This window comes from Pseudoxanthomonas japonensis (genome assembly GCF_043632995.1).
Lineage (GTDB): Bacteria > Pseudomonadota > Gammaproteobacteria > Xanthomonadales > Xanthomonadaceae > Pseudoxanthomonas_A > Pseudoxanthomonas_A japonensis.
Genome location: NZ_CP171632.1, coordinates 1,024,720 through 1,043,940 on the forward strand (window position 1 = coordinate 1,024,720; position 19,221 = coordinate 1,043,940).

At 66.4% G+C, this 19,221-nt stretch carries 18 protein-coding genes; 2 read left to right on the forward strand and 16 right to left on the reverse strand.

Annotated elements, in window-relative coordinates; genetic code table 11:
* Positions 1 to 242 precede the first annotated feature (242 nt).
* On the reverse strand, positions 243 to 1,733 hold the full coding sequence (locus ACGHX3_RS04625) for a M20 family metallopeptidase (RefSeq protein WP_394696558.1): 1,491 nt from the start codon (positions 1,731 to 1,733) through the stop codon (positions 243 to 245).
* A 241-nt stretch (positions 1,734 to 1,974) separates the two neighbouring features.
* On the opposite strand from ACGHX3_RS04625, the gene ACGHX3_RS04630 reads away from it, so the two are divergent.
* Both ACGHX3_RS04630 and ACGHX3_RS04635 read left to right on the forward strand, forming a co-directional pair.
* Entirely contained in the window at positions 1,975 to 2,322 is a 348-nt protein-coding gene (locus tag ACGHX3_RS04630) for a helix-hairpin-helix domain-containing protein (protein WP_162338409.1), read from the forward strand.
* 279 nt (positions 2,323 to 2,601) lie between these two features.
* Positions 2,602 to 3,192, forward strand: a complete 591-nt coding sequence (locus ACGHX3_RS04635) for a HutD family protein (protein ID WP_394696559.1) — start codon at positions 2,602 to 2,604, stop codon at positions 3,190 to 3,192.
* A gap of 7 nt (positions 3,193 to 3,199) precedes the next feature.
* On the opposite strand, the gene ACGHX3_RS04640 is transcribed toward ACGHX3_RS04635, so the two are convergent.
* The 15 genes from ACGHX3_RS04640 to sufC form a co-directional block, all read right to left on the reverse strand.
* A complete protein-coding gene (locus ACGHX3_RS04640) occupies positions 3,200 to 4,840 on the reverse strand; it encodes a sulfite reductase subunit alpha (RefSeq protein WP_394696560.1) in 1,641 nt (546 codons plus the stop codon).
* The gene (locus ACGHX3_RS04645; protein ID WP_394696561.1) at positions 4,837 to 5,763 is read right to left on the reverse strand and encodes an FAD:protein FMN transferase; all 927 of its coding nucleotides are present in this window, start codon (positions 5,761 to 5,763) and stop codon (positions 4,837 to 4,839) included. The genes ACGHX3_RS04640 and ACGHX3_RS04645 overlap by 4 nt, the downstream gene beginning before the upstream one ends.
* A gap of 111 nt (positions 5,764 to 5,874) precedes the next feature.
* Entirely contained in the window at positions 5,875 to 6,687 is an 813-nt protein-coding gene (locus ACGHX3_RS04650; protein WP_313926901.1) for a DUF4198 domain-containing protein, read from the reverse strand.
* A gap of 31 nt (positions 6,688 to 6,718) precedes the next feature.
* On the reverse strand, positions 6,719 to 7,249 hold the full coding sequence (locus ACGHX3_RS04655; protein ID WP_394696562.1) for a DUF2271 domain-containing protein: 531 nt from the start codon (positions 7,247 to 7,249) through the stop codon (positions 6,719 to 6,721).
* 29 nt (positions 7,250 to 7,278) lie between these two features.
* Positions 7,279 to 7,914 carry a PepSY-associated TM helix domain-containing protein gene (locus ACGHX3_RS04660; RefSeq protein ID WP_394696563.1) on the reverse strand — a complete coding sequence of 212 codons (636 nt, stop codon included), beginning with the start codon at positions 7,912 to 7,914 and terminating at the stop codon, positions 7,279 to 7,281.
* Positions 7,915 to 8,024: 110 nt separating this feature from the next.
* On the reverse strand, positions 8,025 to 10,439 hold the full coding sequence (locus ACGHX3_RS04665) for a TonB-dependent receptor domain-containing protein (protein WP_394696564.1): 2,415 nt from the start codon (positions 10,437 to 10,439) through the stop codon (positions 8,025 to 8,027).
* A 101-nt stretch (positions 10,440 to 10,540) separates the two neighbouring features.
* On the reverse strand, positions 10,541 to 10,903 hold the full coding sequence (locus ACGHX3_RS04670; RefSeq protein ID WP_394696565.1) for a hypothetical protein: 363 nt from the start codon (positions 10,901 to 10,903) through the stop codon (positions 10,541 to 10,543).
* Between the two features lie 200 nt (positions 10,904 to 11,103).
* Positions 11,104 to 11,790 (reverse strand): Fe2+-dependent dioxygenase, encoded by a 687-nt coding sequence (locus tag ACGHX3_RS04675; protein ID WP_394696566.1) that lies wholly within the window; start codon positions 11,788 to 11,790, stop codon positions 11,104 to 11,106.
* 77 nt (positions 11,791 to 11,867) lie between these two features.
* Positions 11,868 to 14,255 carry a TonB-dependent receptor gene (locus ACGHX3_RS04680; RefSeq protein WP_394696567.1) on the reverse strand — a complete coding sequence of 796 codons (2,388 nt, stop codon included), beginning with the start codon at positions 14,253 to 14,255 and terminating at the stop codon, positions 11,868 to 11,870.
* 152 nt (positions 14,256 to 14,407) lie between these two features.
* Positions 14,408 to 14,779: a hypothetical protein gene (locus ACGHX3_RS04685; RefSeq protein ID WP_394696568.1), complete on the reverse strand. Its 372-nt coding sequence runs from the start codon at positions 14,777 to 14,779 to the stop codon at positions 14,408 to 14,410.
* Positions 14,780 to 14,897: 118 nt separating this feature from the next.
* Positions 14,898 to 15,230, reverse strand: a complete 333-nt coding sequence (locus ACGHX3_RS04690; RefSeq protein WP_394696569.1) for a non-heme iron oxygenase ferredoxin subunit — start codon at positions 15,228 to 15,230, stop codon at positions 14,898 to 14,900.
* Positions 15,227 to 15,769 carry a GNAT family N-acetyltransferase gene (locus tag ACGHX3_RS04695; protein ID WP_394696570.1) on the reverse strand — a complete coding sequence of 181 codons (543 nt, stop codon included), beginning with the start codon at positions 15,767 to 15,769 and terminating at the stop codon, positions 15,227 to 15,229. The genes ACGHX3_RS04690 and ACGHX3_RS04695 overlap by 4 nt, the downstream gene beginning before the upstream one ends.
* Positions 15,770 to 15,814: 45 nt before the next feature.
* Positions 15,815 to 17,068, reverse strand: coding sequence for a cysteine desulfurase (locus tag ACGHX3_RS04700; RefSeq protein ID WP_394696571.1), 1,254 nt, complete (start codon positions 17,066 to 17,068; stop codon positions 15,815 to 15,817).
* Positions 17,065 to 18,327 (reverse strand): Fe-S cluster assembly protein SufD, encoded by a 1,263-nt coding sequence (gene sufD / locus ACGHX3_RS04705; RefSeq protein WP_394696572.1) that lies wholly within the window; start codon positions 18,325 to 18,327, stop codon positions 17,065 to 17,067. The genes ACGHX3_RS04700 and sufD overlap by 4 nt, the downstream gene beginning before the upstream one ends.
* On the reverse strand, positions 18,327 to 19,091 hold the full coding sequence (gene sufC / locus ACGHX3_RS04710) for a Fe-S cluster assembly ATPase SufC (RefSeq protein WP_394696573.1): 765 nt from the start codon (positions 19,089 to 19,091) through the stop codon (positions 18,327 to 18,329). The genes sufD and sufC overlap by 1 nt, the downstream gene beginning before the upstream one ends.
* Positions 19,092 to 19,221 lie beyond the last annotated feature (130 nt).

The window sequence follows — 19,221 nt, forward strand, 5'->3', positions numbered from 1 at the left end:
GCAGCGTAACCCAGAGGCCCCGGCGCAGGCCATCCGCAGATTGCATGGCCCGGACGTGTGATGCGAGATGCGGGACGTGGGAGCGACGTAAGTCGCGATGGGCTTTCCAGTGAAGGCCTCATCGCGACTTACGTCGCTCCCACACCTCACCCGAGCCCCTGCAAACCCTGATGCGCCCGAGGCGAGAAACGACGAAGGCCGGGTCGCCCCGGCCTCCGTCGCGATGCCAATGCACACCGCGATCAACAGCAGCCGTGATCGCCGTGCTGTTCGCCGCCCGCCACCGCGGCGACGCCCGTGGTCTCGCCACGCACGCTGGCGGCGTGGTGCTCGGCAATCACCCGCGCCACGCAGGCAGTGACCTTCTTGCCCATCGGGATGTGCAGGAACTCGTTCGGACCGTGTGCATTGGAATGCGGGCCCAGCACGCCGGTGATCATGAACTGTGCGCCGGGGAACTTCTCGCCCAGCATGCCCATGAAGGGAATCGTGCCGCCTTCGCCCATGTACATCGCCGGCTTGCCGAAGAACTCGCGGCTGGAGGCATCGATGGCGTTCTCCAGCCACGGCGACATCGCCGGTGCGTTCCAGCCGGTGCTGGCCTTCTCCAGCTCCAGGGTGACCTGCGCGCCGTTGGGCGGATCCTTTTCCAGCAGGTCCTTCAACAGCTGGCCTGCCTGCTTGCCCTCCAGCGTCGGCGGCAGCCGCAGCGACAGCTTCACCGAGGTGTAGGGACGCAGCACGTTGCCCGCCGACGACAGCGGCGGCATGCCGTCCACGCCGGTGACCGACAGCGCAGGGCGCCACGTGCGGTTGAGCACCAGTTCGGCCAGGTCTTCGGCCATCGGCGTCATGCCGGGCAGGAACGGGAACTTGTCGAACACCGCCGTGTCCAGCACGCGCGCGGCTTCCTGCGCCTGCGCCAGGCGCGCGTCCGGGATCTCCACCTGCAAGCCATCCGGCAGGATGCGGCCGGTCTGTTCGTCCTCCAGCCGCGACAGCAACTGGCGCAGCAGGCGGAAGCTCGAGGGCACGACGCCCGAGGCGTCGCCGGAGTGCACGCCTTCCTCCAGCACCTTGACGGTGAAGTTGCCGCCGGCCAGGCCGCGCAGCGAGGTGGTGCACCACAGCTGCTCGTAGTTGCCGCAGCCCGAGTCCAGGCAGACCACCAGCGACGGCTTGCCGATGCGGTCGGCCAGGTGGTCCACGTAGGCGGGCAGGTCGTAGCTGCCGGATTCCTCGCAGGCCTCGATCAGCACCACGCAGCGCGCATGCGGCACGCCCTGCTGCTGCAACGCCTGGATGGCGGCCAGCGAACCGAAGATCGCGTAGCCGTCGTCGGCGCCGCCGCGGCCATACAGCTTGTCGCCCTTGATCACCGGTACCCAGGGGCCGAGGTCGTCGTCCCAGCCGGTCATTTCCGGCTGCTTGTCCAGGTGGCCGTACAGCAGCACGGTATCGGCGCCGGTCTCGGGGCCGCTGGCCGGAATCTCGATGAGGATCAGCGGCGTGCGGCCTTCCAGGCGCACCACCTCCACCTGCATGCCGGGCACGGACTGCGCCTTCGCCCAGCGCTCCATCAGCTGCACGGCCTGCTCCATGTAGCCGTTGGCCACCCAGTCCTTGTCGAACATCGGCGACTTGTTCGGAATGCGGATGTACTCGACCAGCTGCGGGACGATGTCGTCATCCCATTTCTCGGCAACGTAACGGTCGACTTTGGCGGTATCCATGGCTACTCCAGGTACTGAAAGGCTGGGCGCCATTCTACGCCCTGGCTGCGGGTAGGATTTTTCCTACAGCCGGCCGCGGTGTTTACGGGCAGATTCCCCCGCGCCAGGGCGATACCTTGGCTCCCGTCGGAGTTGGACACTTTCCCTACCGCCAAGGCCCACGGCCCGCAGGCGGAAACATGACGGATGCCGCGACGCATCCGTCATGCAAGGAGAGTCCAACGCCACAAGGAGAGTCGTCATGAAGTCGTTCATCCACACCCTGTTTGCCGCCGCCCTGTCGCTGCTGTTCGCCGTGCAGGCGTTCGCCGCAGAGAAGGTCAACATCAACACCGCCGATGCGGCCGCGCTGGATCGCGTGCTGATCGGCGTGGGGCCCGCCAAGGCCGCCGCCATCATCGAGTACCGCAAGGCCAACGGACCGTTCAAGAGCGCCGAGGAGCTGGCCATGGTGAAAGGCATCGGCCTGAGCACCATCGAGCAGAACCGCGACCGCATCGAACTGCGCACCGGCGCCACGCCGGCGAAGCCGACGGGCAAGCCCGCGGCCGCCACCGCGGCGCCCGCCAAGCCGGTGGCGCGACGCTGATCGAATCCCGTGCGGGGCGCTCCCACAGGAGGTGGGGCGCCACGCACAGGGGCAGGAAGCCAGGGGGAGACAGGCAGGATGCCGACAAGGATGTATTCATAGCGCGCAGGATGCGCACGTGTCGGGAACGGGCATGAGCCTGAGACTGGCAGGATGCCGACAGGGAGGTGGACATCGCCCGGACGCGCAGGAAGCGCGCCCGGGCGATGTCGTTTCCGACTCCGGCACACCGGTGAATGGGCGGGCTAGAATCGCGCCGCGCCCTGACACGGAGACACCATGCCGGCATCGTCACGCCTCATTCCCGCGAACGAGTACCGGCGTGAGCGCTGGAAGAACGGCTTGGGCTGGACGCGCGAGATCGTGCGGGTGCCTGACAGCGACGCCTGGGACTGGCGCCTTTCGATCGCCGAGATCGAGCGCGACGCGGCGTTCTCCTCGTTTCCCGGCATCGACCGCGAGCTGGTGCTGCTTCGCGGCAACGGGCTGCGCCTGAGGTTCGATGATGGGCGTGCGGTCGACCTGATGCCGCCGCACGACCGCGTGCGCTTCGCTGGCGAAGACGTCGTCACGGGCGAACTGGTCGACGGCACGACGCATGACTTCAACCTGATGTGGCGCCGTGGCCGTGTGCGCACCGAACTGCTGCATCGTCCGCTGGTGGGACCGATGCTGTTCTTCACCGAACCGGGCGTGCACTGGGTCGTCCATCTGATCGCCGGGCAGGCGATGTTCGATGCCGACAGCGGCCTCGGTCCACTTTGGAGCGGTGATACGGCCATCCTCGTTCCGGGCGATGGCCGCACCCGATATGCGCTCGAGGGTGGAGGAGAACTGCTGGCCATCCGTGTCGAAGACGGGGCCGGCTGACCGCGCCTCAGTACACGTCCCGTCGATAGCGCCCGTCAGCACGCAACGCTTCTATCCGCTCGTCACCCAGAATGCGTCGCAGCGTCGCATCCACGTCCGGGGCCATGCCTGCCAGGCTGCCGCAGACGTACAGAGCGGCACCTTCGTCGATCCATCGGCGCACCCGGTCCGCCTGCGCCAGCAATGCGTGCTGGACGTAGCGGTGTTCGCCTCCGTCGCGTGAGAAAGCCAGGTCGAGATGCTCGAGCACCCCTTGCGTCTGCCACGCGAGCAATTCTTCAGCGTGGAAGAAATCCCGCGTTCGTTGACGCTCGCCGAACAGCAACCAGTTGCGCGTTGCGCCTGCCGGTGCACGCGCCTTGAGATGGGCGCGAAGGCCCGCGAGTCCGGTGCCGTTGCCGATCAGGATCATCGGCGTGTCGGCCGCCGGCGCGTGAAAATTGGGATTGCGCCGTATGCGCAACGCGACGGGGTCACCGGGTCGCGCATGCGTGCAGAGCCAGCCGCTGCCCAGCCCGGGGGTGCCGTCCGGGCGCCGCATCAACCGCACCAGCAGGTGCAGCGCACCGTCAGCGGGCGTGGAGGCGATCGAGTACTCGCGGTGCGGCAAGGGCGTGCAGGCGTCCGCCAATGCCTGCGCCTCCGTGAAAGCCGTCGCGGGATCGGGCCAATGGCAGCGCGCGAGCACGGTGGCGAGCGGTCGGGTCTCACCTTGCCAATGGACGCGGGCACTGCCGTCCATGCCGGTCCGATGCAGGAAGCGATCCACATCCTCTCGCGCGTGCTGCGGTCCGATCTCGGCGATGTCGCCTGCCGTCCATACGAGGAGGCCGCCATCCTCCGGCGCCAGCACAAGATGGTAGGCGGGCCCACCCAGGCTGCCCGGATTCAGTTCGACACGTTCGCGTAGCCGCCACGCCTCGTAGCGTGGTGCCGACCAGTCCGGCACTTCGGTGTCATCGCCGAACTGGCCGATGTGGTGCTGCCAGTGCCGCAACGCACTGTCGTCGGCGTTGTCGACTTCCACAAGATCGAACAGCGGCTTCGCGCCCTGGTGCCTCAGCCAATCGTCGAGCTGGTGGCCGAAGGCGCAGAACTGCGTGTATTCGCGATCGCCCAATGCCAACACGGCGTACTGCAATGTCTCCAGTGCGAGTGTCTGCGACATCACCTGGCGCACGAAGCCCATCGCAGGATCCGGCGGATCGCCTTCGCCCGTGGTACTGACCACGAACATTGCACGCTCGATGCCTTGCAGGCGCGCGGCACCCAGGTGCTCGAGTCCCGCGCGCTGCACGGCCACGCCTGCTCGGCGGAGCGACGCCGCCGTCATGTCGGCCAGTTCCATCGCGAACCCGGTCTGACTGGCATGCACGACCCACATCGCATCCCGCGTCGCGACCGCCCGCGGTTGTGCCGTCTTGTCGCGGGCACGTGCGCGGTACAGGAATGCGCCAACCAGTGCCGCATAAGCGAGGACCGAGGCGGCCGCGGCGTAGCCCCGCGCAGCCGACGGCATGGCCTGCCACCAGTCGCCTTCGTGCAATCCGGCAAGCAGCCACGCGCACGTGGCCAACAGCAGCATGACGAGCGCGTTGCCGATCAGCGGCGCGATGCCGCGTAGTGGGGTGGTCGACGCCTTGCTCATGCGGCGAGATGGCGTTCGAAGGCGGGGGTCATCGTTTCCTGCAGGCCATCGGGCGTGCGTTGCAGGAAGCGGGCGGCCAGTCCGTGTTCAGTCGCGAAGGCATGCCCAACGGAAGCGCCCATCACCGTCAGTGCGGTCGCCCACGCGTCGGCATGCATGGCGTCCGTGGCAACCACCGTTACCGCAGCGGCTGCATCCGTGACCGGCTCGCCGCTTCGTGGATCGATCGTGTGCGAGTAGCGTCGTCCCTCCTGCGCATAGGCATGCCAGCGGTCGCCGGACGTCGCAACCGCCAGGCCATCGAGCGCCAGGACGCGTGGCTCCAGTCCCTCGCTGTCCGCTTCCTCGTCTGGCGAGGATTCCACCAGCACGCGCCACGGCGTCCCATCGGCCTTGCGGCCATATCCGTAAAGCTCGCCGCCGACGTCGACCAACGCCGCCTCGATGCCGCGACGACGCAGCAGGTCGGCGACGACGTCAACGCCATAGCCCTTGGCGATGGCGGAGAGGTCGAGCATCAGGCCTCCCGGTTGCCTGACGCGATGTCGTTCCGGGTCGAAGCGGAGCTGCTGCCAGCCGACGCGGGACCGTGCAGCGACCAGGTCGGCCGGGGAGGGACGACGTTGGCGGCCGGCATGCGCGCCGAATCCCCATGCGGCGACGAGGGGCGATACGGTGGGGTCGAAGGCACCGCCGCTGAGGGAGGCGACATCCAGGGCGGCGCCCAGCACGCGCAGGAAGTCCTCCTGCAGCACGAACCAGTCACCCGCCATCGCGCGATTGAAGCGCATGATGTCGGCGTCGGCATTCCACGTGCTCATCTGCGCGACGACCTGGTCGAGGCGGCCCTGCACGGCGTCGTGCAGGCCATGCAGGTCGACGCGCGAAGCGCTGACGCACTGCGCCGACCAGGTGGTACCCATGGTCTGGCCGCGCAACGCATGGACGGGCGTCGCGGATGCAGAAGTGGGGGAGGTCGAAGTAGTCATTCCGGCGTGCACCGCCGGATGCAGGTCCGGCGGTGCGGTGAGGGCTTACTGGGGCAATACTTCCAGCGTGGCCACGTAGCTCAGGCGGCGCTGCTTCGCCTGCGGGATGGTGGTCTTCTCGTCCTGTGTGCCGGTTTCCAGCCAGTACATGCCGGCTTCCGGCCAGGTCACGCTGAATTCGCCGTTGTTGTCGGTGGTGACCTTGATCTCGTCCTGCGCGTTGCGATAACGCGTACCGCCGCGGGTGATCTCGAACTCCAGGCCTGCGGCCGGCTTGCCGTCGACCAGCATCCTGAACTTGGCTTGCTCACCGGCGAACAGATCGTTCGGGTGCGTGACCGGCAGCAGTTCGATGCCTTCGCCGGTCGCCTTCAGGGCGGTGTCGTTCGGCGAACCGTTGGTCACGAAGGTTTCGATGCGGCCGATCGACTGCGAGACCTGCAGGTTCTTCGCATCCTTCGGCACCTTGGTCGCCAGGTCTTCCGGCTTGGCGCCACGCAGGCCGCCCGGCTTGCCGTCGGCGTCTTCCCAGCGAACCATCAGGCTCTTGTTGACCGTGGCGATGCGGTAGGTGCCCTGCTGCTTCAGTTCGACATCGAACACCGTGCGGTACTTGCCCGTCGCCAGGTTCTGCGCTTCCGCGGTGCTGCCATCCGGCGCGGTGATGACCAGGCCTTCGGTGCGCAGCGGCACATGGTTGAAATAGAACAGGTCGTTGGATACGGCGGCATCCACCGTGATCCACGGGTTGGTGCCGGCGATGACGGTCTGCGAGGGCTGCAACCAGGCCTTGTGGGCGAGGGCGGTGACCGGAATGACGGAGGCCAGGGCGATGGCCACGGCGAGGGAACGCTTCATCGGAATCTCCAGCTCGGTAGGGGGAAGGGAATCAGGGCTTGACGGTCAGCGTGACCGCACCGAGTTCGGTGCTGCCCTGCGCCTTGCCCGATTGCGGCGCGCCCTTGGCGGGCCAGGTGAAGGGGATCTTCAGCAGTTCGCGGCCACCGACTTCGCGTGCGGCTTCGACGACCAGCGTGTACTGGCCCGGGGCCAGTTTCGCCAGGTGCTGCTTGTCCGTGAAACTCAGCGCGTGCTTGCCGACCGGCTTGGTCGGACCGGTCACGCCATCCACCGGCACCTGCAGCGACCGCCCGGACTTGCGCCACCACTGGCGCATGTCGGGCAGCCACTTGGTGCCATGGCCTTCCGAGTTGCTGGTCTGCTGGTACCAGACGGACAGGTTGGCAGCGACCTTCTGGTCGGCCCCCTCGATCCACACCGCGACATACGGGCGGTGGTACTCGGCCACGTTGAGTTTGGGGATCTCGACGTTGATGTCCAGGGTGGCGGCGTAGGCTGGCGTGGCCAGCAAGCCGCTGAGCGCGATGGTCAGCGTGGTGTGGACGGCGATCTTCGACATGCGGTCACTCGCGGTTTCGTGGAGGGGAATCAGTGGATGAAAAGCAAGGCGATCAGCAGGGGGACCAGCAGGCCCAGGCCGACCATCGGCCAGGTCATGCTGCGCTGCCTGCCGTGCAGGTAAAGCAGGAACAGCCCGGTAATGCAGAACACCAGGCAGGCCACGGCGAAAATGTCCAGGAACCATCCCCACGCGGGGCCGGCATTGCGACCCTTGTGCAGATCGTTGAAGTAGGAGATCCAGCCGCGGTTGGTACGTTCGTATTCGACCGCACCGGTTTCCCGGTCGATGTTCAACCAGGCGTCGGTGCCCGGGCCAGGCATGGAAAGATAGACCTCCACGTCCGACCATTCGGCCTGGCGATTGCCGATCGAAATGGACAGTTCGTCCTCCAGCCAGCCTGCAACTGGGGGCGGCAGCGGCGCATTGCCTTCCTGACGGTCACCGAGTCCCGCCAGCACATCCGCGGGCACCGTGGCCGTGAGGTTGCTGACGTCGGGCGTGGCCTCGATCTTCGACGCGTGGTTCAGCGTGATCCCGGTGATCGCGAAGAGCAGCATGCCGATCAGGCAGACCGCCGAACTGATCCAGTGCCACTGATGCAACGTCCGCAGCCAGAAGCCGCGGCGTTGTTGCTGGAGCGCAGGGGAAGCGGAAGGGGACAACGGCGGTCTCGATGCGGCGTGGTACGGTTCGCCATTACATCACGAATGAGAATGGCTCTCAATTGAGGGGCATTCCCACCCCGTCGCGGGGGTGGGAACGCCCGGGAGGCTCAGAAGTTGACGTTGAGGCTCAGCCAGAGGCTGCGGGCCTTGTCCTTGTTGTTGTAGTCGTCTTGGGGGACGGGCGTCCACGTACCATCGCCGTCGTCGGTGAACGTGGTCCGGTAACTCGTGAAATCACGATCAAGCAGGTTGTTGATGCGCGCGTTGATCGTCAGCCAGCCGGTCGCCTTGTACGACGCGCCCAGGTGGAACACCTCGTAGTCCTTCCAGTACAGCGGCTCGCCTGTCACGGCGTCCGCACCGCGATAGCGCTTCGAGCGGAGCTCGCCGGAAAGGAAGACGTTGAACCGGTCGGTGGCCGCCCAATCGAGCGTCGCATTGGCCATGTGCTTGGCGCTGTTGCCCAACGGCAGACCCCGCGACGGGCCGCTTTTCTGTTCGCTGTCGGTGTACGTGTAGTTGGCGCGGAAGCGGAAGCGATCGCTGATCTGCCAGCGGCCGGCGACTTCCGCCCCCTGCACGACGGCCTCATCGATGTTGACCGGTACGTTGCCGGTGACATAGCCGATATCGGCGTACTCGCCGGTCGGGCACGCCAGCGCCAGACCCACGCCGCAGGCTTCGGTGGACAGCTTGTCGTCGAACTCGTTGCGGAAGACGGTGGCATTCACGCCGTGGCCGCCCGGATGCTGCCAGTAGACCGCCAACTCGGTGCTGGTGCTGGTTTCCGGCTGCAGGTCCGGATTGCCGAACAGCGGTGTCGTGCCCTGGCCGCCGAAACCGGTGATGCCGTCGTAAAGCTGGGTGGTCTTCGGCGTCTTGAAGCCGGTGCTGATGCCGCCCTTCACCGTCCACTGTTCGCTCACGGTATAGACGCCATAGAGGCGCGGACTGATCTGGTCGCCGAAGATTTCATGGTCGTCGTAGCGCAGGCCAGCGGTGATCGCCAGCGGCTTGATCACGTACCAGGTGTCCTCGGCGAACACGGAATACATGTTGTGCTCCTGCACCGCGCTGGGCGTGCCCGCTTCCATGCCGAAGACGCCGTCTTCCAGTTCGCCGCGGATGACCTGGGCGCCGATGACGGAGGTGTGGTCGCCTCGCCACTGCCAGGGTGCGTCGAGCTTGGCATCGAGCGTGTACTGGCGACTCTCAAGAGTGCGCTTTGGGCGAGGCAGGAAGGTGGACTCGGCCAACGCACGGCGATCGGCCAGGCTCATGCCGGCATACTGTCCGGTGCCGTCGAACATCGCCAGCAACTGCTCGCGCTCGGTCACTGTGAAGGGCAACGTGCGTCCATCATTGTTGGTGGCGATGTGCGCCAGCGAGACCATGCTGTTGCCGAAGCTCCACCTGCCTTCGTGGGTGAGCGCCCAGCTGTCGCGGGTGAATTCCTGGGTAGGGCCATAGCCGACGCGCGGATTCGCGCGCCGTCCCCAGGTGCCGCCATTCGCCTGGCAGGCAGCGGCATTGGCGCCGGCGGCTCCCAGGCAGGCATTGCCTGCCGCCCAGATGCTGGCAATGCTGTCCACGGTGCCGACCGGATACTCTTCCACGCCGGCATCGTTGATCTTGGTGCTGTTGTCGTATTCCTGCCTGGACGTGTCGTAGTCCAGCGTCAGACTCTGGTTCTCGGTGGGCATCCACTCCAGGCTGAAGCCGCCAGCCTTGTTGGTGTTGTCTACGGTCTTGCCGCCACCACCGAAGCCGAGAACGCGGGTATGGGTCACGCCCGACGGATCCGTAGCCGGCGCGTACACGGGATTGGAGGCATCGCGTTCATACCAGCTGCCACGCGCGCTGAAGTCCAGTGTGCCTGCGACGAGTGGACCGGTGACGTAGAAATCCACGGTGGAGTCATCGCCGAACTGGTCGTCCGTCTCGATGGTGCGGCCCACGCTGATCGAGCCGCTCCAGTTGTCGAGGTTGCGCTTGGTAATGATGTTGATCACGCCGCCCATGGCATCCGCACCGTAAAGCGTGGATGCCGGCCCACGGATCACTTCGATCCGCTCGATCGCGTCCAGTGGCGGGATGTGGTTGAACTGGTTGCCGCCGAAGTTGTTCGGGTAGATATCCCCGTGGTTGTTCTGGCGCCTGCCGTTCACCAGGATCAACGTGTAGTCCGAGCCCATGCCGCGCATGGAGATGGTGCCCTGGCCCGTCTTGTCGCGGGTTTCGCCCACGTCGACGCCTTCGATGTCGCGCACGGCATCCAGCAGCGTCATGTATGGCCGCTGGCTGAGGTCCTCCCGGGTGATCACGCTGATGCTGGCCGGCGCGTCGGTGATCTTCTGTTCGAAGCCGGCGGCGGTCACGACGACGGTATCGAAATCGGTCGCGTCAGCGGCACCGTTCGGAGCGACCTGTGCGAAGGCGGGTGCCGAGGTGATGGCGAACAAGGCAATGGCGAGGCGGTGGTGGCGCAGGCGGGCGCGCCCGGTGAGGCGGGAGTCAGTCATGGCATTCACATGAAGTAGGAAGCGGAAGGCAGGGCGCTGGCGTCAGCGCTCGCACGAAGAAGTGATGGAGGTGAATTGCCGGCGTGGCGCCGGCACGCGCGTCAGGCGACGAGGCGGGGAGGTGCCTGGCCTGGATGCAGGCGCAGGACGGGATCTCTGCGGCACGAGCGGGGCTCGGGCGCGGTATGCCGGGCAACGTGGTGCGTCGTGGGAGCGGCATCGCACGAGCACAGGTGGAAGGCCAGGCGCTGCATCGGATCGGCGGCCGGCATGGTCTGGACCAGCAGCGTCTTCAGGCGGGGCTTCTTGGCCGGTGATGCCTGATGTTTGGATTCGAGCGGGGGGTCATCCTCACTCAGGTCATGCTGGATGACGGCGGGCTCGGCAAAGATGTTCGCTGCCTGGTGGTCGCTGCCACCGCGGCGGGGCAGCGTGGCTACCGACAACACCATGCCCAGCACCAAGATCAGGAGTCCCCAGCCCGCGACAGACCGCCACGCCAATCGCGCGCGCGGTGGCAGTGCGCGCTCGGAACGTCTGGAGCTTGGCGGTGGGTAGATCAAGCGAGTCCCCGGGGCCTGCCTTGGAGGCAGGCTGAACGGGGTTATAGTAATTGAGAATACTTCTCAAATGCAAACAGGGATGAATCCCATTTGCTTCACATCTAGACGTCGGTCCACTGCCTGAGCAGGTTGTGGTATACGCCGGTCAACTGCACTAGGGCAGGGTGTTCGGGTACATCCGCGGTCAGGCGCCGTATCGAAACGTCCAGTTCGAACATCAGTCGCCGCTGGCCGTCGTCGCGCACCATGCTCTGCAGCCAGAAGAACGAGGCAACGCGTGCGCCGCGTGTCACCGGCGTGACCTTGTGCAGGCTGGTGCCCGGGTAGAGGACCATGTGGCCGGCAGGCAATTTCACGGTCTGGGTGCCGAAGGTGTCCTCGATGACCAGTTCACCGCCGTCGTACTCGTCGGGGGCGCTGAGGAAGAGCGTTGCCGACAGGTCGGTGCGCACTGGATCCACACCGCCCCGGCTGCGGTCGTAGCGGATGGCGTTGTCGACGTGGTAGCCGAACGACTGCCCGCCGCCGTACCGATTGAACAGCGGCGGATAGATGCGCCTGGGCAGCGCGGCCGAGAAGAAGGTGCTGTTGCGCGACAGCGCGTCGAGGATCAGTGCGCCGACATCGCGCGCTGCTGGAGCGTCCTCCGGCAACTGCGCGTTGTCCTTGGCTTTGGCCGACTGGTAACCGGCGGTGATGCGACCGTCGGCCCAGTCGGCCGCGTCCAGCACGGTACGCGCTTGCGCGACCTGGCTAGGGGTGAGGACATCGGGAATCGCCAGCAGCATGTCGGTCTACCTCGCAACGGAAACGCCCCGCCCATTGTGCAGGGGCGGGGCAGATGAGAACTATCGCATCGCGAGGATCAGAACTTGAACGTCGCGGTCAGCACGGCGGAGCGACCCTCGCCCGGATTGGCCCAGCCATTGCCGTTGGTCACGGCGCCGTTGGTCAGCGTGACGTTGTTGCGGATGCCGGTGTAGTACTCCTCGTCGAACAGGTTGTTGAGATTGAGCTGCAGGCCGATCCGATCGTTGATCTGATAGCCCACCATCGCGCGGTGGACCCAGTAGGCGTCGGTCCTGTAAGGCTCAAGGCTGCCGAGCAGGCTGCTGTTCTGGGTGTAGAACTCGCCTTGGTACGTCGCGCCGTAGCCGAACGTCCAGTCGTTCAGCTGATAGGTACTCCACAGGCTCAGCGAATGCTTGGGCGTATTGGTCAGCGGATTGCCCTTGAACGGGTCCGGGAAGGAAGCGGTATTGCTGCAACTCGCACTCGGGTTGGCGGAGCAGAATTTCGAAACGCCGCGCACTACCTCGCTGTCCAGATAGGTGTAGTTCGCGAACAGCGCCCATTCTCGCGTGAGGTTGCCTGCGACGCCCAGCGCAACGCCATCAACGCGCGCTTTGCCGTCCAGTGCCTGCTCGCCGGAAAGGTTCAGTGGATCCGGATCCGCCACGCGGTAGTTCTGTCGTTCGTTGCGGAAGATGGCTGCGGTCAGCGCAAGGCGCTGGTCCAGCAGGTCCCACTTGGCGCCGAGTTCGATGTTGACCGCGGTCTCGGGATCGACGTTGCAGTTGTTGGCCGCTGGCGGCAGGTTCGGGTTGGCATTGGGAATGGCGGGCGTGCAGGAGCCGTTGACCGATGCCTTGGACGGCGTCTTGCTGTTGGCGTACGACAGGTAAACGCTCGCGCTCTCCACAGGCTTGTAGACCACGCCTGCACGATAGGAGAACAGATCCTCTTCGTTGCGCGCTGGGTAGCCGGTAGCGATGCCCGTAACCGCGCCCGCCGTGTTGACGGTGTAGTTCACGGTGTCGCCTTCGTTGTGCTCGTAGCGGGCGCCGAGATTGAGCAGCCACTGCTCCCCGAACTTCAGCGTGTCGAACGCATACAGCGCCTGGTTGGCCAAGCTGCCTTCGCTACGCCCGGTACGGTAGTAGTTTTGCGGGCCGGTCCAGATGTTGTAGGGATTGTCGAAGTTCTGGAATGGATAGCTGATGCCCGTCGTGGATCCGTCGGCGTTGCGGAAGATCGTGCCGGAATCGAGTTCGAAATCCTCCTTGCTGAAGGACGCACCCACTACCACGTCATGGCGTACGGCGCCCGTGGCGAAGCTCGCGGTCAGATCGGTCTGGCTGTGTGCAATGAAGTTCTCGGTATCGCGAACCAGCCCGCGCGGACCCCCGTTTGGGTTCCAGGTGCCCGCCGGCTGGCCTGCACAGGCCAGGCCGGTATACGGGTTAGTGCCGTCGGGCAGGCACCAGGAGCCCTGCAGTGCGGTGACATTGCTGTGCTGCTCGACCCGCTGCAGGCGCCCAAGGCTGCGCAGGGACACATGGTCACCCAAGTCCATCTCGAACACGCCGGTCAGCATGTCGACGGTGCTTTCCTGGCGCGAGGTATTGCGGTAGCCGAAGTAGGTCTCGCGATCGACGCCTGGCAGCGGTCCGTCGTTGAACTGGCCGAGCGCGAACGGTACGCCGTACTGCGGCATGTTGTTGTCTTCCTGATGCAGGTAGCTCAGGGTGAACCGCGTGTCGGAGCCCAGCCCGAACGCGACCGAGGGCGCGAAGCCCCAACGATGCTTGAACTCCTCGTCACGTCCCGGGACATCCTGGGTGTGGCCCATGGCGTTCAGGCGGACCGCGACACCGTTCTCGAGATCGAAGTTGCTGTCGGCCGTGACGCGGGCGTACTTGTCGCTGCCGGCGCCGACAGTGAAGGTGTTGAAGTCGCCCTCGCGGGCCACATTGCTCACCAGGTTGATGGTGCCTCCGACGGAGCCCGCACCGGACATCGCGGAGTTTGCGCCGTTGACCAGTTCGATGGCTTCGAGGTTAAAGGTGTCGCTGCGGACATACTGCGCGCTGTCGCGCACGCCGTCGGTGGTGATGTCGCTGCTGGCGGTGAAGCCTCGAAGGTTGATGCTGTCGCCGTAACCGCCACCGCCTTCGCCTGCGCCGAAGGTGATGCCGGGCAGGGTGCTGAGCACGTCGCGAAGACCAAGCAGGTTCTGCTGCGCCATCACTTCGCTGGTGACCACGGTAATGGTCTGCGGCGTGTCGACCAGTTCCTCGGTGTACTTGGGCGAACTGGCCTTGCGCACGCGTTCGCCGTGGACTTCGACCGTGTCGAGCTGTTTGGCCTGGCCCGAGGCATCGGCAGGTGCATCACCGGTGGGGGCGGCCAGGGCCGGTGTGGCGATCGCCAGCAGCAGGGCGGCGGTAAGCGGGGAGTGACGAAGGTTCATGAGCATCCTCAAGGTGGTGGGGCACCCGTTGGCGAAGGCTGGCGGGAAAGGAAAGGAGATGCGCGCAGCCGGGATCGGACTGCGGCCGGGACAAAGTCGGGAAAGGGGCGGGCAGGCGACGTGGGAGTGCACGTCAGTGACGTGCGCGCTGCTCAGGTCGCGCGCGGAGGGCCACGCCCAAGGGAGGCGCTGCGTCGCATGGCCGGCGAGGCATCACGCAGCCTGATCGGACGCCAGAGCACCAGGTCGGGCCGCGCGGCGCGCGGGCAACCGAAGGGGAGGTCGGGCTCCGCTTCCGTCTTCGTGGCGCCGGACTCCGGTGTCTGCAGACCGGATGGCGCCTTCACGCAGGCGGCATCCTGGTGGTCGGCATCGCCACTGACAAGGAGTGCCGCCAGCGGAACGGATGACTCCGCCAAGTGATCGGCGACTGGCGCCGCCTTGTCGCGAGCCACGACCAGCAGTACGCAGCCCAGCAGCAGGCAGGCGACGATACGGGCAGCGGCGGCGAAGAGAGGGGTCAAGCGGATCCGGGCGCGGGCTGCGACAGCCGGTCGCAGGCGGGGCGCCAGAATAATGAGAATTATTCGCGATTACAACATCGGCTTTACAACGCTGGCGCGGGGAGCCGGGGCAGGGCACTCAGTCCCGGTCGTCGCGTGTCCAGATGCCGCCGTGCTCCAGCTTGGTGGGGAACTTGGCTACCGGCGAATAGGCGGGTGCGCACAGCGCGCGCCCGTCCCGGACATCGAAACGGGCGCCATGGAGGACGCATTCGATGCTGGCTTCCGCCGGGTCGAAATTGCCGGACGACAGCTCGAAATCCTCGTGGCTGCACTTGTCCTCGAGCGCGTACACCTCGCCGTCATGGTTGACCACCATGATCGGGGTGCCGGTGACCTCGTCGAACACGGTCTTCATTTCCCCGGGCAACAGCTCGCCCGTCGCGCAGACGAAGGTCCAGGTCTCGCTCATGCGCGCGCTCCCGTCAGCGGCTTCTCCAGCACCTCGAAGCGCAGGTCGTCGCGTTTGGGGATGCCGTAGCGCTCATCGCCGTAGGGGAACGGCTTCTTGATGCCGGTGCGCACGTAACCACGGCGCTCGTAGAACGCGATCAGTTCGTCGCGGATGTCGATCACGGTCATGCGCATCGCCGGGAGCGCCCAGTCCTCGCGCGCGACGCGCTCCGCCTCCGCCAGCACCGCCTTGCCGACGCCGCCGCCCTGCAGGTCGGGACGGACCGAAAACATGCCGAAATAGCCCGCGCCGTCTTCCTCCGCCACGTGCGCACAGGCCAGCAGGTCGCCGTCCCCGCGTTCGGCCAGCACGATGCGGCTGCGCGGTCGTTCGATGTCCTTGCGGAGCACCTCGGCATCGATGCGCTGCCCATCCAGCATGTCGGCTTCGGTGGTCCAGCCCTGCTTGCTGATGTCGCCACGATAGGCGGAGGTCACCAGGGAAACGAGAGCGGGGATGTCGGCCGCCGTGGCGGCGCGGAAGGTCGGGGTATCCATCCGCGCATTGTAGGGTGCGGACCGCCGTCACGGCGGTCCACACCGTCAGGCCAGCAGGCTCCGGGCCTTCTTGAGCGCAGCGACGAAATGCTCGACTTCCTCGTGCGTGTTGTAGAACGCGAACGAGGCACGCAGGGTCGCGGCCACGCCGTAGAACTGGAGCAGCGGGTGCGCGCAATGCTGGCCGGAACGGACGGCGACGCCCTCCAAGTCCAGCAGGGTCGCGAGATCGTGCGCGTGCGCGCCTTCGATCAGGAAGGAGATGACCGCGGCCTTGTCCGGCGCCCGGCCGAAGATGCGCAGGCCTTCGATGCGGTCCAGCTCTTCGGTGGCGTGCGCGAGCAGTTCCGCTTCACGCGCCTCGACGTTCGCCATGCGCAGCGCGTCGAGGTACTCCACGGCCGCGCCCAGGCCGATGAAGCCGGCGATGTTGGGCGTGCCGGCCTCGAACTTGTGCGGCGCGTCGTTGAACACGGTGCCGTCGAAGCTGACTTCCTTGATCATCTCGCCGCCGCCGATGAAGGGCGGCATGGCCTGCAGGTGTTCCTTGCGCGCCCACAGCGCGCCGGTACCGGTGGGCCCGCACATTTTGTGGCCGGTCAGCGCATAGAAGTCGCAGCCGATCGCGGCGACATCCACGGCGCGGTGCGGTACGGCCTGCGAGCCATCGATCACGGTGACGATGCCCCGCTTGCGTGCCTCGCGGCAGATCTCCCGCACGGGATTCACGGTACCCAGCACGTTCGAGGTATGGGTGAGGGCGAGCAGTTTCACGTCGCCCGTCATCGCTGCAAGCAGCGCATCCAGGTCGAGCGTGCCGTCCTCACGGATCTCGGCGACCTTGATCGTCGCGCCGGTACGCTGGGCGACCAGTTGCCACGGCACGATGTTGGCATGGTGCTCCATGCGCGAGACGAGGATGGTGTCGCCGGCCGCGAGGCGAGGCAGCGCCCACGAGTACGCCACCAGGTTGATCGCGAATGTCGTGCCGCTGCACAGCACCAGTTCGTCCGGCCGCACATTGAGGAAGCGCGCCAGGGTCTTGCGCGCACCTTCGTAGGCTTCGGTGGCCTCCGTGCCCAGCGTATGCACGGCGCGGCTGACGTTGGCGTTGTGTTGCCGGTAGAAGTCGTCGACCGTCTGGATGACGGAGGCAGGCTTCTGTCCCGTGTTGGCGCTGTCCAGGTAGATCAGCGGTTTGCCGTTGACGTGCCGCGTCAGCAACGGGAAGTCCGCGCGGACGCGATTCCAGTCGATGGTGGCATCCATCGTCGGCGATGCGCTGACTTCGTGATTCATGCGACGCCCACGTTGGCGAGGGCGGCGTCGACGCGCGCGACCAGCAGGTCGCGCAGGCGGGGATCCTCGATGGCGGACAGCGGCTCGCGGCAGAACGCGGCCGTCAGCAGTTGCTGTGCTTCAGCCTGCGGCAGGCCACGCGAGCGCAGGTAGAACAACGCGTTGGCCTCCAGTTGGCCGACCGTGGCGCCATGCGCGGCTTTCACTTCGTCGGCATGGATCTCGAGCACCGGCTGGGTGTCGATCTCCGCGTTGGCTGACAGCAACAGATTCTTGTTCGACAGCGCGGCATCGGTACCGTCCGCACCTTCGCGGATCAGGATGCCGCCGTGGAAGACGGCACGTCCGCGGTCCGCGCCCAGGCCGCGCCACGTTAGCTCGCAGGCGGTGTCGCGACCGATGTGGTCGATGCCGAGTCGCGTGTCGACATGGCGACGGCCGTGGGCGAGCAGCACGCCGTTGGCGACGAGCCGCGCATTGTCGCCTTCAAGGCGGACGTTGAGCTCGTGCCGCGACAGGGCGCCGCCGAGTTCAAGGTCCACGCGACGGTACTGGCTGTCGCGCGCCAGCACCGCATCGGTGCGCAGCAGCGTGGTCGCGCGCTCGCTGTCGGACTCGATGCGGGCGTGCGTCAGGCGTGCATCCTTGGCCAGGTGCACGTGGCTCAGCGCATTGATGAAATGGGCGTGGCTGTCGATGGCCAGGTGGTGCTCGACCACTGTCAACGCCGCACCGGCACGCAGTTCGATCAGGTTGCGCAGGTGCCAGGCGCGGTCCGTGCCATCGCCGGTCCCGATGAAGACCAGGTGCAACGGCTGCTCGCTGCGTACGCCCGGCTCGGCGCGCAGCAGCACGCCTTCGGTGGCAAGCGCCGCATTGAGGCGCGCGAACACTTCGTCCGTACGCTCGAAGCGGCGCTGCAAGAAGCGTGCCGCATCGCCACCCTCAGCCAAGGCCTCGGACAACAGTTGCAGGCTGACGCCGTCCGGCAGGTCGGTCGTCAGCGACAGCGCGACCGAGTAGCGGCCGTTGACGAACACCGCGCGCGGCGCAGGGATATCGGCCAGCAGCATCGGGTCCAGCGACGGCAACGCGTCGACGGCGGCGAAGCTGCGACGCTCCAGCTGCCGCAGCGAGGTGTACTTCCAGGCCTCGGTGCGCGGGCCTGGCAGGCCGTCGCGCAGTGCCTCGTCCAGCACCGCGCGGCGGGCGGCATCGCCGGTGAAGCCGGCCGACAGGGAATCCAGCAGCGCACTCATCAGGCGGCCTGCTCCGGCGCGACACGGTCCTTGATCCACGCATAGCCGTGCTGCTCCAGTTCCAGCGCCAGTTCCGGGCCGCCGCTCTCGACGATGCGACCGCCGGCCAGCACGTGCACCACATCCGGCTTGATGTAGTCGAGCAGGCGCTGGTAATGGGTGATGACCAGGAAGGCGCGGTCGGGCGAACGCAGCGCGTTGACGCCATCGGCGACGTTCTTCAACGCGTCGATGTCCAGACCGCTGTCGGTCTCGTCGAGGATGGCCAGCTTCGGCTCCAGCACGGCCAGCTGGAAGATCTCGTTGCGCTTCTTCTCGCCGCCGCTGAAACCTTCGTTGACGCCGCGGTGGAGCAGTTCGTCCTTCAGGTGCAGCACGGCCAGCTTCTCGCGCACCAGCTTGAGGAACTGCATCGAATCCAGTTCGGTCTCGCCGCGCGCCTTTCGCTGCGCATTGAGCGCGGCGCGCAGGAAGTAGGTGTTGTTCACGCCCGGGATCTCGACCGGGTACTGGAACGCCAGGAACACGCCGGCGGCGGCACGTTCTTCCGGGTCCAGGTCCAGCAGCGGCTTGCCGTCGAATTCGACGCTGCCGGCGGTGACCTCATAGCCTTCGCGGCCGGCCAGGATGTTGCCCAGCGTGGACTTGCCGGCGCCGTTGGGCCCCATGATGGCGTGCACTTCGCCGGGCTTCACTTCCAGCGAGAGGCCCTTGAGGATGTCCTTGCCGGCGACGCTGGCGTGGAGGTTGTCGATCTTGAGCATGTTCGTTTCCGTTTTGATTCTTTGAGCCCCTCTCCCGTCGGGAGAGGGGTTGGGGTGAGGGTCCGGCGGAATCGTCGGCGGTGAACCATCGCGATTCCCTCGCACCCTCATCCGGCGCTTCGCGCCACCT